Source organism: Nonomuraea sp. NPDC049158, assembly GCF_040648335.1.
Taxonomy (GTDB): Bacteria; Actinomycetota; Actinomycetes; order Streptosporangiales; family Streptosporangiaceae; genus Nonomuraea.
Genome location: NZ_JBEZDM010000030.1, coordinates 55,799 through 70,337 on the forward strand (window position 1 = coordinate 55,799; position 14,539 = coordinate 70,337).

A 14,539-nucleotide genomic window follows, 5' to 3' on the forward strand; every position below is an offset into this window, starting at 1 on the left:
CAGGCGGTCGAGTAAAGCGCTGAGCTTCTTGGAGGGGCGTTTGTTAGGCTCGCTCACAGAGCACGTCCTGTCTCGTACCGGGTGGGATCTGCCGTGAGGCCGGGTTGGCGGGGGCATCCGCCGACTCGGCCTTGATCGTGTAACCGCTGGTCACTGCGGCGCGGGGGCGCCTGCACAAACTCCGGAGCTTTGTCTTGGCTGCCTCCCGCGTGCCGGCTGGTCCCTGAGATACTCTGAGGATGCTCCGCAGAGGAGCTCTGTGCAATTTCCACAGGAAGTACATCCGGCATGTTCAGGGGAAGTTAACTCGAGTCATTCGGAGAGGATTGCCAAGCCCATCGGCGGGGAAGGGCCGCTTTGTGAATCGGATCAGTAACGTAGTGCGACATCGACTGCTGGCAGGAGAGCTTCGCCGCCTGCGGGCCGACGCCGCACTGACCGGCCCCACGGTCGCGAAGGACCTGGGGTGGTCCACGGCGAAGTTCTCTCGGATGGAATCGGCCCTGATCAGGCCGTCCCCATCTGATGTGCAGGCCCTGATCGATTACTACGGCGTGCCAAGTTCTGAGCAGGGCACGTTCATCCAGCTCGCCAGGCAAGCGACGCAGCGCAACTGGTGGGATCAGCACGTCAAAGCGCTGCCCGATTCCTATATCCAGTACATCGGCCTCGAACACGAAGCCAAGAGCGTGGTGAACTGGGAGATGGGGGTCATGCCGGGATTGCTGCAAGTTGATGCCTATATGGATGCCGTTAACAGCGTCGGCCTAGAGCATTTCGCGCTCCCGCCGGGCGCATTAAGATTGCGGCGCCAGGTTCGATCGCAACGCCAGGAGCTACTGACCGGCCCCGACCCATTAGAGCTCATCGCCATTTTCGATGAAGCGGTCCTGCTTCGGCCCGTGGGGGGACCTGCTCTTATGCGGTCTCAGTTGGACCATCTGGTGAAAATGGCCAAACTGCCCAATGTCACGATCCAAGTTTTGGAGCTCAGCAAACCCTATCCACTCCTGGGGGCCGCATCTCTGACACAGCTCCGCTTCGGCCCCGACGAATCATTAGGTGGTCTCGTACATCCGGAGGTCACGTACGCGGAGTCGCTCCTTGGTGGGTCATTCATCTATGCGGAAGATGAGACTCATCAGCACAACCGCATGATGCAACATCTGATTCAAGCATCTCTCGGGCCAGAGGAGTCGATCCGGCTGATCCGCGAAGCCGCGGCCAAGCTCGCCGACTAGCCAGACGGGCCACCGGCCCTCCGAAATACATATAAGGAAAGAAATGACGTCCAAAGTGAGCGCCCCGCACTGGGTCAAGAGCACGTACAGCAACTTCAACGGCAATTGCGTAGAGGTTGCTGATTTCGCCGATGGGCGCATAGGCGTTCGTGACTCGAAGGATCCGTCCAGCCCTGTGCTCGTCTTCTCAACTGATGAGTGGAACACCATGCTGGACGCCATCAAGTCGAGCAGCCCGGAAGGTCTGCTTCCGTCGTCCATGGCGGGCTGAGGGGGATTCCACGCGGGTGGTCGTGCCGTCACGTCACGGCGGTCGGCCACTTCCACCGGAGGAGCGTTTCCCTGGACAGGCGCCGGCCCCGTGCGGTGGGTGGGGCTCACCGTGCTTGCCGTACAAGATCGTCTAGAGAATGAGGTACGGCGCGCAGGCGATCTCCAGCGGAGGCGCGTTAGGTTGGGGGCATGGCGTCACCGTTTGTTGAGATTGAGGTGGGGGAGCGGACCGTTAAGGTCACAAATCCCGACAAGGTGTACTTCCCGGAGATCGGGGCGACCAAGCGCGAGCTGGTCGAGTACTACGTGAGCGTCGGCGACGGCGCCTTGCGGGCGCTCAAGGATCGGCCGACCAACCTGAAACGTCACCCCGACGGGGTGCACAGCCCGGCGATCTACCAGAAGCGGATGCCGCCCAAGCATCCCGACTGGCTCGAGACCGTGAGCGTCACGTTCCCCAGCGGGCGCAAGGCCGATTCCCTGCGCGTCACCGAGGTGGCCGCCATCGCCTACTGCGCCAACCTCGGCACCATCGACTTCCACCCCTGGCAGGTGCGCGCCGCCGACACCGAGCACCCCGACGAGCTGCGCATCGACCTCGATCCGCAGCCCGGCCTGGAGTTCGACGCCGCGCGGAAGGCCGCGTTCCTGACCCGCGAGGTGCTGGACGAGCTGGGGATGACCGGGTTCGTGAAGACCTCCGGCAATCGCGGCATACACATCGCCGTGCGGATCGAGCCGCGCTGGGACTTCGTCCAGGTACGGTACGCGGGCATCGCCCTGGCCAGGGCCGTCGAGGCGCGGGACCCCGGCCTGGTCACGACCGCCTGGTGGAAGGAGGAGCGCGGCGAACGGGTCTTCATCGACTTCAACCAGAACGCCCGCGACCGCACCATAGCCAGCGCCTACTCCGTCAGAGCCAGGCCGGACGCCACCGTCTCCACCCCGCTCACCTGGGACGAGCTGGCGGACGCCGACCCGCGCGACTTCGACATCCGCACCGTCCCGGCCCGCTTCGCCAAACTGGGCGACGTCCACGCCGCCATCGACGACCAGGCGTACTCGCTCGAAGCCCTGCTCGACCGCTACGAAAGCGACGAACGCGGCGACATGCCCTATCCCCCCAACTACCCGAAGATGCCCGGTGAGCCCAAGCGCGTGCAGCCGAGCAAGGCCAGGGACAGCGAGCAAGACTGATCTGTCGACACCCCCGAGACGGCGGCCTTCCCGGAGGCCCGCGGATTCACGCTCGCGACGCGCTGCCCGGACTATCGGCCGTGAGGAAATCGGTCACGAGCGCGGCGACCGCCTTCGGCTGCTCGGCGAGCATATTGTGGCTGGCATCCAGCTCTTTGACCTGAATATTGGACGGCACGTCAGCGAGGTCCCGGCGCACCCCTCTTCGGAAGGCTTCCATCAATTCCCCGCCCGACAGCCCCGGCGGGTCCTGGGTCGGGATCACCACCAGCGCGGCACAGGTGACCTGACGCAGCAGCGGAATCGTGTCGCGGAACTCCGGCGTGTATCGCACCGCTTCGAGGAGTGCCGCGCTGGGCCGGGCGTAGGTTTGCCCGTCCTTCTCGGTGAGAGCCCTCGCGGGGAACATCGCCTGGAACTCGGCGGACAGCGGTTGGCCCATGTTCGCGGCCTGCGCGTCGAACATGGCCTTGAGCTTCGCCAGTTCCTGGTCCCTCGCGGCCGGATCCATCCCCGGATAGTTGTCCGGGTCGTTCTCGGCGGATCGCAGTCCGTCCAGGTTGACGATGCCCGGGCATCCGGGATGGCGCCGGGCCCAAAGTACGGCGAGCATTCCGCCCAGCGAGTGCCCGACTATTGCCGGGTTGCCGAGGTCGAAACGCCGCACCACGACCTCGATGTCGTCCAGAACTCTTTCCCACTCCCATGGCCCATCGCCGGACAGGCCGTGGCCCCGCAGATCCATGGCGACGGCCCGGTGGTCTCCAAGTTCCAGCGCGTCCCAGGCCTCCAGGGTGCCGCCGAGCCCGTGGAGAAGAAGCACGGGTGCGCCGTCCCCGCCTAAGTCCCGCGCGGCGAGGGGTATTTCGTGTTCAGTGATGGTCACGTCGTGCGGCATAACGCTCCTGAGGTTGGTTCAGCCGTTCGTGGATGGATTCTGTGGTCACCCCGCCGTCGGGATGCCGGTCGAGCTTCGCGCGTTTGACGAGGTCGTGAACGCCCTGTCGGGTGATGCCCAGCATCGCCCCCGCCGTGGCGAACGGCACCGCGGTCTTGCCCGGGTGGCCCACACGTCTGGCCACCGTCCGGCCGAAGGCCGTGCGCCACCAGTCGTCGGGTGGATCGAACGGACCGTCTCCGGGAAAGACCGCCGCGATCAGCCGCGCTGCCATATGAACCGCGAGCCGGTCGTCGGGTCCCAGCAACTGCGCGGCCCACACTTCGGCCTCGATCCGCAATCGACCCCTGACCGGACCCACCTGTTCGTCCGAGCCGAACAGGATCTCCAACGGATCGACGATCCTCCGCTCGATCAGTCCGACCAGCTCACCGGCCAACGCGACGTGCTCGCCCGTACTCACTTGACGCACGATAGCAAGTACTTGCTATCGTGCGTCAAGTACCAATCGCGAAGCCGCTTCCGCTCACTGACCCGGCGGATATGAGTGGCGCCTGTCCGCCGGAGGTCGGGTATGTGCGCGATGGGCGCGGTCGTGGTCCCGTTCGGGCTGCGGTCACTGCCTGTACGTCGCTCCTGCGGTTTTCTGGGCGCGTGACAACACAGAGTAAGTGACTGATTTCACTTCGGTCACATTACTTGACTCTTGGTCTAATAATTCGCAAGGCTCTCTTTCAATCTCGGGGCGTGACAACCGATTCGGGAGCCTTGTAATGACAAGAGCGCGACGTCTCGCAGCCGCCGGAGCCTTGGTGGCCTTCGTGGTCGGGGGCGTGAGCATGGCGGCGGGCATCGGAACCGCTTCGGCCACCACGCAGGACGAGCCGAACGCGGGTGCCACGTGCCTGCTGCCCATCCTGCCGTGCGAGGTCCAGCCGTCGCTCGCAGTGCCCGACCTGCCCATTCCCAACCCGCTCGACAGCTGGTCCAGTGCGCCCACGGCGGACGACTCGTGGTCGCCGCCGCCCGGTGAGCCGGAGCCCTCGAAAAAGCCCGACCGGCCGTGGAAGCCGGCCGACGAAGAAGAGCACCGGATGCCGCAGGGCCATCCCGAGACGGGTGCCGGCGGGCTGGTTCCTGAGCCGCCGGTGTGGCCGTTCGCGGCGGGTGGCGTCGCACTGCTGGCCGGGGCCGGGCTGACCGGGTTCGCCGTGCGGCGCGGCAAGGGCGACACGGACGCGGAAGGGATCGCGCAGGCCGCCCATCGGTGACACGGGCGTGGAGGGGATGGCGCGGGCCGCCCAACGCTGAAGCGGCCGATGGCATGGGAAGCGGGGCGGTGAGACGGTGGCTGGCTCGAAGCTGATCTGGGCCGGGGCGGGTGTGGTGTCGCTGGCCGGGGTGCTGCTGATCGGGTTCGGGATCAACGGCATGCTCGGCGACGGCGTGCCCGAATCCGTGGCGGCCGCCGGACCCCAGGTGCCCCATTCGCTCAAGGCCACGAGCCTGCCGTCCCTGGACGTGCCGCTCGACAAGGTCGCCAAACCGATGAAGGCCGCGCGGCCCACGGCCGTCTACATCCCCTCGATCGGCGTGTCGGCGCCGCTGATGGAGCTCGGCCTCGACGCCGGCGGGGCGATCCAGAACCCGCCCTTCGACCCGCCGAACCTGGCCGGCTGGTACCGCTACGGCGCCGTCCCCGGCGGGCGCGGCGCCGCCGTGATCACCGGTCATCTCGACACCAAGAGCGGCCCGGCCGTGTTCGCGAGACTCAAGGACGTCAAGCGCGGCGAGCAGGTGCAGGTGCTGCGGGCCGACCGGTCCGTGGCCGTGTTCGTGGTGGACCGGGTCGAGCACACGCCGAAGAAGAGCTTCCCTGCCAAGAAGGTGTACGGGAAGATCGACTATCCCGGGCTGCGGCTGGTGACCTGCGGGGGGACCTTTGACCGGCAGGCCCACAGCTATCGCGACAACACCATCGTGTTCGCCCACCTGGCGGCGCCGTACTATCCGAAAAGCTAGGGATCGCGGGGTAGACCCAGGGCGCGTTCGGCGATGATGTTCAGCTGGACCTCGGCGGTGCCGCCGCCGATGGTGAACGCCCTGGTGGTCAGGATCGTCCGTGACCAGCGGGCGTTCGACGGGTCGAGCGACCAGCAGTACTCGGAGACGGCTTGGGCGTGGCGCATGCCGAGGAGTTTGCGCACGCTGGAGGCCGTACCCGCGTCTGTGCCCGAGAGCTGGGAGAGTGTCACGCGCAGGCCGAGCGCCGAGATGGCCTGGCCCTCCGCCCAGAGGCGGCCCGCCTGTTCGCGCTGGGACTGCCGGAGGTCGGGCAGCTTGCCGACGAGTTCGATCATGTCGGTGTGCTGGGAGCCGGGGCCCCAGGAGTCGCCGAGCGCCACCCGTTCGTGGGAGAGCGTGTCGCGGGCCACGCGCCAGCCGCCGTCGACGTCGCCGACCACCAGGTCATCGGGTACGAACACGTCCTCCAGGAACACCTCGTTGAAGATCTCCTCGCCGTTGATCTCCTTGAGCGGCCGGATGGTGATGCCCGGCGTGGCCATGTCCACGAGGAAGTAGGTGATGCCCTCATGCTTGGGTTTTGAGGGCGATGTCCTAGCCAGACAAATCCCGAAATGTGCGTACTGGGCGATGGATGTCCAGATCTTCTGGCCTGTCAGGGACCAGCCGCCCTCCACCCGGGTCGCCTTCGTCGACAGGCCGGCCAGGTCGGAACCCGCGCCCGGCTCGCTGAAGAGCTGGCACCACACGATCTCGCCGGCGAGCGTCCTGGGCAGGAAGCGTTCGGCCTGCTCGGGGGTGCCGTACTTGACGATGGACGGCACGGCCCACGCCGCTATGCCGAGGTTCGGGCGGCCGAGGTCGCGGAACTCCTGGTGGATGATCACCTGCTCCAACGGTGACGCCGCCCGGCCCCACGGCTTCGGGAGGTAGGGCATGATCCACCCTTCCCGGGCGAACCTCCCCAGCCTGGCTTCCCGCTCCAACGCCCGCAGGGACGCCGCCTCCGCCCAAATCGTGTCGCGTACCTTCGCCGCCTCCTCGGGCAGATCGGGCTCCATGCGCCGCCGCACCCCCGCGGCGGCGAGCTCGGCCACCTTCTCGGCCCACACGCCCGGATCGTTGGCCAGCATCCTGTCGGACAGGGCCCGGCGGTAGTAGCGATGCGCGTCGTGCTCGTAGGTGTAGCCGATGCCGCCGAGGATCTGGATCGCGTCGGCGGCGCACCGTACGGCCGCATCGGGCCCCAGGACCGCCGCCACCCCGACCGTCAGCCGCGCCTCATCGTCGACCATCCACGGTCCGGTACGGCTCGCGGCCCGCTTACGACCAAGGACCGGTGCGGCGGGGATCGTCTCGTCCAGGGCCCTGGCCGCGTCCCAGACGGCGGCGCGTGCCTGCTCCAGCGCCACCAGCGCCGCCGCCACCCGGTGCTTGACCCCCTGGAACTGCCCGATCGGCCGCCCGAACTGCTCGCGCACCTTGGCGTACTCGGCGGCCGTCGCCACGGCCCACGCCGCCACCCCGCACGAGTCCGCGCCCAGCAGCACGGCGGCCACCTCGCGCACCGGTACGACACCGAGCGGCCGCTTCCGCGTCCCGGTGAACCCCACGATCGAGCACACGGCCCGATCGAGGTCCACGCTCTCGAACGGCTCGGCGGTGACGTCCTGCCACTCGAACAGCGACCACTCCCCGTCCCCGACCGGCAGCAGGAAGACGTCGGCCTCGGGGGAGCCCAGGGCGAGCAGCGCGTCGCCGTCGGCCGTACCGTGCAGGGCCACCGCCGCGCTGAGCGACCCGTCGGCGAGGCCGCCGAGCAGGTCCTTCGGCCCCCGGGACCGCGCCAGCACCGCCGAGGCGAGCACGGTCGGCAGGTAGGCGCCGGGCACGCGCCGCTCACCGAGCACCTCCAGCGCCACGGCCAGCTCCAGTAGCCCGTAGCCCTGACCGCCGTACTCCTCGGGCAGGTGCAGCCCGAGCACTCCCTGCTCGGCCAGCGCCCGGTGGCTGGTGTCCCGCTCGGCCTGCCCGCGTACGGAGGCGGCCAGCGCCCGGTGTTCCTCGGTCAGCCCGATCCCCATGCGACCGAATCTAGAAGCCCCGTGTGTCGATCTCCAGAGGTCAGAGGCAACGGATCACGCACAGTCGGCGTCGTGCTACGCCGGCCGCCGCATCGGTGAACAACAGCCGTGCGCGGGTACGGCTGTGGTTCGAGGGGCTCAACCGGGCGCCGACCAAACGATCACCGGCCGCCGCGCAAAAGGAAATCCACTCAGAAACAGCGTCAGGAGACGCACCATGCGCAAGATCTACATACGCTGCCTGATCGCGGCCGCCGGCCTGGCCACCGCCCCGCTGGCATCGGCATCGGCCCTTGGCGACAACGTGCGAGACGCTCAGGAGATCATCCAGTTGGTCGCCAAGCAGACCCAGTCCCAATCCCTCGACCTGGGCGAGAAGGGACTCGGTCTGGGTGACGAGCGCATCATCGCCGAAGACCTGTACCAGGGCGGCAAGAAGATCGGTGACCACAGCGTCGTGTGCGTCTATGTCCACATCGACCCCAGCCAGCTCCAGTGCGTGGGCACCTTCGCGCTGCCCCGCGGGCAGATCGCCGGACAAGCCCTGCTCCACCTGCCCCCCGCTCCCGCGATCGACATCCCCATCACCGGCGGCGCGGGCGCTTACCGCACAGCCCACGGCTACGTTCACACCGTTCCCGCCGGAGAGACCGAAAGGCGGCTCACCTTTCACATCTCCCACTGACCGCTTGGGTATATGTCCCGTTATGTAGGGATATACGGCATGGCCGTCACCCTGTACGAGGCGGGCGTGTTCACCTGGCCGCAGTTCCGGGCCGCTCTGATCGCCCGCATCTCAGCCTGGGAGAAGGACGAGCACTGGAACTACTACCAGCACTGGCTGGATGCACTGCAGGATGTGCTCGTCGGCCTAGGCACCGTGTCCGCCGAGGAGATCACCGCCCGCGCACGTACCCTGGCCCGACGCCACCCAGGCCACGACCACCTCAACGATCACGGTCACCCGTGATCATGCCCGCCTCTCCGGCCTGCCCGCGTGCGCGGCGGCGTGCGGATCGTGGACACGCTGACGCCCGAGCGTTCTTCGAGTTCTTCCTGGTGCGGCGAATCGGCGCGGGGCGCAGCGCTTTGCCAGCCTCCTCGACAGATGATCTACTTTGCCCCATGGGGTTGCGTCGCTCGATTCGGCCATCCAGGAGGCTCTGCGCGGCGAGCGCCTTGATGGTCTTGGCATGCGGCCTGATCGGCTGCAGCCCCGGTTATGAGGGCATGTACGGTGGCGGCCAGGTATGCGTAGACCGGGCGAACCGGGAGAACGCTCTGTATCTGAAGGCGATCGGGGCCGTTCTGCCATCGGGCAAGCGTGTGAGTGTTGACGAATGGAACGGATGCGACTCCGCCAACAACGGTGCCGCCCTGTCCGTTCTGGTGAGCCCGGAACTTCGACGTGATGCGCTGTGGAAGGCGTTCGTCGAGGCGGGGTGGTCGCCCGCCTCGCAGGCCTGCGCTCCAAGCTGTACGGAATTTCAGCTTGTCGACCAGGTGGGCCGGCGGCTCATCGGGATCGCCTTCGAAGAGATCGCTGACACTTCTCCAGAAGGCCAACGAGAGGGCTTGTCGGTCAGCGTGGCCGCGGCTGACTCCTGCTGGGACGACCGCGGGTACAGGTGCGGCTAGGCGACATCCGTTGCTTGATCAGCCCGATGGGTCGAGCAAGCGTCCGGAACCGCGCGCGGGACCGGACACCCGGCCGCGGCCAGCCGGGAATGTGAGCACCAATACGGCGGTCAGGACGAGAGCGGCGGTCTGGAGGGCGAGCTGCACCCCATAGTTGATCTCTTGGGTGGGGAACGCGCCGCTGCTCAGGTAGATCGAGGTATGTACGCCCACAGCCATCCACACCGCTCCCGTTCGCGCCCGGGCCGCCCCGCACAGCAGCCCGAGCGCGGTGGCCTGCACGACATAGAGGATCTTCTCCGCGATCCCCGAGGCGGGGCTGCTCGACAGGATGTGGATCGCGCCGAAGGACAGCGTGGTGATCGCCAGGACGGCGCGGAGGCTGAGCCGGTCGGACAGCGTGTCGTACAGATGGCCGCGGAACAGCAGCTCCTCCGGGAAGGAGGCTCTCAGCATGATCAGGGCGATGGCGACAGGGAACATGAGGGGCGAGTCGATCGCCGGCGGTTGCCACGTCGCCGCACCCGCCCAGACGGAGACGGCGTCGGCCGCGAGCAGGGCGGCCAGGCCCATCGCCATGCCGAGCAGCGCCTGGGGCAGGGCCCGCCAGGTCAAGGTCATCCCGAGGCCGGACCACGGGCGGTGGCTCACGAAGCGCCGATAGACGTACAGGAGGAGGAGCACCAGCACCGTGATCAACGGCGCCAGGGCCCGGGAGCCGTCGAACAGGACGTTGCCGATCGCGACGACTCCGAACGTGGCCGCGAACAGCATCGCGATCGTGACAAGGACAGCCCAGAGGACAGCACCGAGGATTCGCATGGCGGCACGCTAAAACCCGCTCGTCAGTGAGCACATCGAGCATGGGGTAGATCCGGCCATGACCGAAGTAACAGTGTCGTTGGGGGGATGTCCGGGGGTAGGCAGCCGCGTAGGGTCCCCAGATGTGATGTTTCGCGACCCAGGTCGGCCTGCCTTGCTGTCGGTGGTGTTCTGGTCGGTCTTCGCGACGGTCCTGGTCGGCGGCGTCGAATCCGCCCTCGAATCCGCCCTCGAATCCGCCGCTGGATCCGCCGCTGGATCCGTCGCTGGATCAGAGGCCGGATGGCCGCGCCTCGGGCTCTTCGCCGGGCTGATGGCGCTGGTGGCGGTGCTCTGGCTGATCATGCCGTGGAGCCCCGACGCGAGCACCGTGCGGAAGCTGTCCGCCCCGGGGCTCCTGGTGGTGATCTTGTTCGTCGGTCAGTTCCTGAGCGGGTGGCACATCGCGCTGGTGTTCGTCGCGATGGTGAACCTCGCCTTCGTGTACGACATGCGCCGCGCCATCGTGATCACGGCGATCTACCTGCTCGCCGTGGGCGCGTCCATCCTGGTGCTGTTCGGCGCCACCTGGCGCGAAGCGCTCGACCAGGTCATGCCGATGACGCTGCTCGCCGTCTTCTCCCTGGCCATGACCTCCGCCCTGCTCGAGGCCGGGCGGCAGCGCGCGGCGGCGCAGCGCCTGATCGAGCGGATCAGGGAGCTGGCCGTGGCCGAGGAACGCGCCCGCATGGCCAGGGACATGCACGACTCGATCGGGCACCAGCTCACCGTGATCAAGATCAACCTGGAGAACGCCGAACGCTACCGGGAACGGCGTCCGGAACTGATCTGGGAGGAGGTACGCCAGGCCAAGGAGATGACCGTGCGGGCGCTGGCCGAGGCGCGGCGCTGGGTGCGCGCGCTGCGCCCCCTCGCGCTGGACGGCCAGCTCGGCAGCGCCGCGCTCGGCCAGCTGGCCCGGTCCTTCGAGGGCACCGGCATCGAGGTCGGCTTCACGGTCGACGGGCTCGAACGCCGCATCGACCCCGACTCCGAGCTGGTCCTCTACCGCGTACTCCAGGAAGGGCTCACCAACGCGCTGCGGCACGCCGAAGCCCGCCGGGTGCGTGCCCGCCTGAACTTCGGCGAGGATCGAGTGGTGCTGACGATCGACGATGACGGTAAGGGCGCGACGCGCGCGGCCGGGTTCGGTCTGTCCTCGCTGGCCGAGCGGGTGCGGGCCGTCGGCGGCAGCTTCCTGGCGGCCAACGCCCGCGACGGCGGGTTCGAGCTGCGGGCCGAGGTGCCGGTGGCCCGGCCATGATCCGCGTACTGCTCGTGGACGACCAGGAGCTCATGCGCCGCGGACTGCGCAGACTGCTGGAGATCGAGGACGGGATCGAGGTGGTGGGCGAGGCCGCCGACGGCCGGGAGGCGCTGGACGCCATACCGGGCTGCGCGCCCGACGTGGTGCTCGTCGACGCCAGGATGCCGAGGATGGACGGGGTCGAGCTGACCGCCCGGCTCGCCGCCGAGCATCCGAGCGTCGCCGCGCTGGTGCTCAGCACCTTCGAGGAGGACGCGTACATCTTCGGCGCGCTGCGCGCCGGAGCCTGCGGTTACCTGCTGAAGGACTGCTCGCCCGAGGAGCTGATCGACGGCATCCGCAAGGCGTACGAGGGCGAGACCGTGCTCGACGGACCCGTGGCCGCCCGGCTCGTGGCCGAGCTGCGCGGGCAGCCGCGCGAGCCGAGCCGCTTTCGCGGCCAGGAGCTCCTGTCGAGCCGGGAACTCGAGGTGGCCAGGATGATCGCGGTAGGCGCGGCCAACCGGGAGATCGCCGCCCGGCTGTTCATCACCGAGGGGACGGTGAAGAATCACGTGTCGAGCATGCTGCGCAAACTGGGCCTACGCGACCGCACCCAACTCGCCCTGCACCTGGCCAGGTCATAAGGGGCCTTTCAGGAGTCACCGAACTCCAGGTCCAGCGCCCGGGTGAAGTCGGCGACCGCCTCCTCGTGCCGCTCCATCTCCTGCAGGACCTCCCCCCGCACCCGGTACGCCCAGATGTAGTCCTCGTCCAGCTCGATCGCCCGGTCCAGGTCCTTCACCGCGCCCTCGTTGTCGCCCATCTCGCTGAGCACCGCCCCGCGGCTGCCCAGCGCCCGGTCGTTGTCCGGGTCGAGGTCGATGGCCCGGTTCAGGTCGGACAGGGCCTCGTCGTAGCGGTCGACCATGCGCAGCGCCTCGCCGCGCCTGCTGAAGGCCCGTACGTACTCGGGCTCCACCTCCAGCGCCCGCGTGTAGTCGTCGATGGCCTCGGTGTACAGGTGCATGCGCTGGTAGAGCTCGCCCCTGGCCAGCCACGAGTACGCCAGTTCTTCGTTCAGGGCGATGATCTTCGCGTGGTCCTCCAGCGCCTCGTCCAGGCGGCCGAGATCGGCGAGGGTGTCCGCCTTCGCCTCCAGGATCCACAACGATTCGGGCGAGAGGGTGAGCGCGTGCTCGAAGTCGGCCATGGCCTCCTCGAAGCGGCCGAGCGAGGCGTACGCCTGGCCGCGCGAGCCCAGGGCGTACCCGCTGTCCGGCTCCAGCCGCAGTGCCTCGTCGAAGTCGGACAGCGCGGCCTCGTAGCGCTCGATGATCCGGTGGCTCTCACCCCGCAGCCGCCAGGCTCGGGCATTGTCCGGCACGAGCGCGATCGACTCCGTAAGATCGGCGATGGCGGCGTCGTGTCTCGACAGCGCGATGTACGACTCGGCCCGGCTGCGCAGCACCGAGGCCCGAGACTGTGCGGCAGCCTCGGAAAGCTCCGGCTTTTCGTTGATCCCCTCGCTCATGATGGGAATCTATCTAACTAAATCTGGATGATGGCCGCCTTTTCCCGGGTGTATTCGAGGACCGAGTCGTGCCCGTAGCCGCTGTCCTTCACGCCGCCGAACGGCAGCCCCGGCGGCATCTGCCGGAAGGTGTTCACCCACACCGTCCCGCTCCGCAGATCGCGGATGAACCGGTGGGCGCGGCGCAGGTCACGCGTCCACAGACCGGCCGCCAGCCCGTACGGCGAGTCGTTGGCGATCGTCAGCGCCTCCTCGTCCGTCTCGAACGGGATCGCCACCGCCACAGGTCCGAAGATCTCCTCCTGGCAGATGCGCAGCGCGTTGTCACCGGTCGTGTAGAGGGTGGGCGCCACCCAGTAGCCGCCGGGCAGATGCGGCACCACCTCGGCGCCCGCCCGGCCCCCGAACACCAGCTCCGCGCCCTCCTTCTCGGCCACCTCCAGGTAGGAGACGACGCGCTCGTACTGGCCGGCCGACACGATCGGGCCCATCGTGGTCGCCAGGTCGAGCGGGTCGTCCAGGATGAGGCTCTCCGCGATCCGCCGGGTGCGCTCCAGCACCTCGTCCCAGACCGACCGGTGGACCAGGATCCGCGAGCCGGCCACGCAGACCTGCCCGGCGTTGCCGGTGAAGATGGAGTTCACGGTGATGCCCTGGGCGGCCGCCTCCAGATCAGCATCAGGAAAGACGATATTTGGCGATTTACCGCCTAGCTCGAAGGTCATCGGCTTGAGCGAGTCGGCGGAGGCCCGGGTGATGGCCTGGCCGGTGGCCGTCGAACCGGTGAGGCTGATCTTGCCGACGCCCCGGTGCCGTACGAGGGCATCGCCCACCTCCTCGCCCAAGCCGCTGACGATGTTCAGCACCCCGGGCGGGAACACCTCCGCGAGCAGCTCGCCCAGCCGCAGCACCGACACGCTCGCCTGCTCGGCGGGCTTGACGATGACCGTGTTGCCGGCCGCGAGGGCGAAAGCGGCCTTCGCGGAGAACGTCGAGATGGGGGAGTTCCACGGGATGATGCAGACGGCCACACCGTACGGCTCGCGCCGCGTCAGCCCCAGGGCGTCGGGCCCCAGGATGACGGTGTCGCCCTTGACCGCGTCCAGGCACTGGCCCGCGGCGAGCTGCCACAGGTGTGCCATGCCCGGCAGGTCCTTCTTCAGCGTGTCGCGCAGGATCCTGCCGTTGTCGCGCGTCTCCAGCCTGGCCAGCTCCTCGGCGTGCTGGGCGAAGAGCTCGGACACCTTGCGCAGGAAGTGCGCCCTGCCCAGCGCCGGCATGGCCGACCAGCGGGGGAACGCCTCCTGGGCCGCCGCCACGGCCGCCTCGGCGTCCCTGGCGCCGCTCGCCGGGATCCTGGTCCACACCTCGCCGGTCGCCGGGTTGACGGAGTCCATGGTCTTACTGTCGGCGGCCGGGACGAGCTTGCCGCCGATCAAGTTGCGATAGTCAGCCACGGGGCCAAGCATATGCTTGCTTGTCTCGCACCGGCTAGCGGGCACCGCGGTGGGCCGGTCGCCATCGTGATCGCAGAAGCCGCGG

16 protein-coding genes are annotated in these 14,539 nt (G+C 68.2%); 10 read left to right on the forward strand and 6 right to left on the reverse strand.

From position 1 onward, the window contains the following. The first annotated feature begins 380 nt into the window (after positions 1-380). The 3 genes from AB0B61_RS42900 (at position 381) to ligD (ending at position 2,711) form a co-directional block, all read left to right on the forward strand. Complete coding sequence (locus AB0B61_RS42900) at positions 381-1,241, forward strand: helix-turn-helix transcriptional regulator (RefSeq protein WP_358445139.1); 861 nt, start codon at positions 381-383, stop codon at positions 1,239-1,241. Positions 1,242-1,284: 43 nt separating this feature from the next. After that, entirely contained in the window at positions 1,285-1,512 is a 228-nt protein-coding gene (locus AB0B61_RS42905) for a DUF397 domain-containing protein (protein WP_358445142.1), read from the forward strand. Between the two features lie 191 nt (positions 1,513-1,703). Beyond that, the gene (ligD, locus tag AB0B61_RS42910) at positions 1,704-2,711 is read left to right on the forward strand and encodes a non-homologous end-joining DNA ligase (protein ID WP_358445145.1); all 1,008 of its coding nucleotides are present in this window, start codon (positions 1,704-1,706) and stop codon (positions 2,709-2,711) included. Between the two features lie 46 nt (positions 2,712-2,757). Here the strand turns inward: ligD and AB0B61_RS42915 are convergent, their stop codons facing one another. Beyond that, positions 2,758-3,609: an alpha/beta hydrolase gene (locus AB0B61_RS42915; RefSeq protein ID WP_358445148.1), complete on the reverse strand. Its 852-nt coding sequence runs from the start codon at positions 3,607-3,609 to the stop codon at positions 2,758-2,760. Beyond that, entirely contained in the window at positions 3,584-4,072 is a 489-nt protein-coding gene (locus tag AB0B61_RS42920) for a hypothetical protein (RefSeq protein WP_358445151.1), read from the reverse strand. Before AB0B61_RS42920 ends, AB0B61_RS42915 begins: the two co-directional genes overlap by 26 nt. A 310-nt stretch (positions 4,073-4,382) precedes the next feature. On the opposite strand from AB0B61_RS42920, the gene AB0B61_RS42925 reads away from it, so the two are divergent. Together AB0B61_RS42925 and AB0B61_RS42930 are read left to right on the forward strand one after the other, a co-directional pair. Beyond that, positions 4,383-4,880, forward strand: a complete 498-nt coding sequence (locus AB0B61_RS42925) for a hypothetical protein (protein WP_358445154.1) — start codon at positions 4,383-4,385, stop codon at positions 4,878-4,880. A gap of 76 nt (positions 4,881-4,956) precedes the next feature. Beyond that, positions 4,957-5,631, forward strand: coding sequence for a class F sortase (locus tag AB0B61_RS42930; RefSeq protein ID WP_358445157.1), 675 nt, complete (start codon positions 4,957-4,959; stop codon positions 5,629-5,631). Here AB0B61_RS42930 and AB0B61_RS42935 read toward each other — a convergent pair. Further along, entirely contained in the window at positions 5,628-7,718 is a 2,091-nt protein-coding gene (locus AB0B61_RS42935; protein WP_358445160.1) for an acyl-CoA dehydrogenase, read from the reverse strand. The two genes, AB0B61_RS42930 and AB0B61_RS42935, sit on opposite strands and share 4 nt — an antisense overlap. 217 nt (positions 7,719-7,935) lie before the next feature. Between AB0B61_RS42935 and AB0B61_RS42940 the strand changes: the two genes are divergently transcribed. The 3 genes from AB0B61_RS42940 (at position 7,936) to AB0B61_RS42950 (ending at position 9,356) form a co-directional block, all read left to right on the forward strand. Continuing rightward, positions 7,936-8,403 (forward strand): hypothetical protein, encoded by a 468-nt coding sequence (locus tag AB0B61_RS42940; protein ID WP_358445163.1) that lies wholly within the window; start codon positions 7,936-7,938, stop codon positions 8,401-8,403. A gap of 39 nt (positions 8,404-8,442) precedes the next feature. After that, on the forward strand, positions 8,443-8,688 hold the full coding sequence (locus AB0B61_RS42945; RefSeq protein WP_358445166.1) for a nitrile hydratase accessory protein: 246 nt from the start codon (positions 8,443-8,445) through the stop codon (positions 8,686-8,688). Between the two features lie 155 nt (positions 8,689-8,843). Further along, a complete protein-coding gene (locus AB0B61_RS42950; RefSeq protein WP_358445169.1) occupies positions 8,844-9,356 on the forward strand; it encodes a hypothetical protein in 513 nt (170 codons plus the stop codon). A gap of 18 nt (positions 9,357-9,374) precedes the next feature. On the opposite strand, the gene AB0B61_RS42955 is transcribed toward AB0B61_RS42950, so the two are convergent. Further along, positions 9,375-10,178: a CPBP family intramembrane glutamic endopeptidase gene (locus tag AB0B61_RS42955; RefSeq protein ID WP_358445172.1), complete on the reverse strand. Its 804-nt coding sequence runs from the start codon at positions 10,176-10,178 to the stop codon at positions 9,375-9,377. 127 nt (positions 10,179-10,305) lie between these two features. On the opposite strand from AB0B61_RS42955, the gene AB0B61_RS42960 reads away from it, so the two are divergent. Further along, complete coding sequence (locus AB0B61_RS42960; protein WP_358445358.1) at positions 10,306-11,481, forward strand: sensor histidine kinase; 1,176 nt, start codon at positions 10,306-10,308, stop codon at positions 11,479-11,481. Further along, positions 11,478-12,110 (forward strand): response regulator transcription factor, encoded by a 633-nt coding sequence (locus tag AB0B61_RS42965; RefSeq protein ID WP_358445175.1) that lies wholly within the window; start codon positions 11,478-11,480, stop codon positions 12,108-12,110. Before AB0B61_RS42960 ends, AB0B61_RS42965 begins: the two co-directional genes overlap by 4 nt. Before the next feature lie 8 nt (positions 12,111-12,118). Here AB0B61_RS42965 and AB0B61_RS42970 read toward each other — a convergent pair whose 3' ends face one another. Both AB0B61_RS42970 and AB0B61_RS42975 read right to left on the reverse strand, forming a co-directional pair. Continuing rightward, the gene (locus AB0B61_RS42970; RefSeq protein WP_358445178.1) at positions 12,119-12,997 is read right to left on the reverse strand and encodes a tetratricopeptide repeat protein; all 879 of its coding nucleotides are present in this window, start codon (positions 12,995-12,997) and stop codon (positions 12,119-12,121) included. Between the two features lie 17 nt (positions 12,998-13,014). Next, positions 13,015-14,454, reverse strand: a complete 1,440-nt coding sequence (locus tag AB0B61_RS42975; RefSeq protein WP_358445181.1) for an aldehyde dehydrogenase family protein — start codon at positions 14,452-14,454, stop codon at positions 13,015-13,017. Positions 14,455-14,539 lie beyond the last annotated feature (85 nt).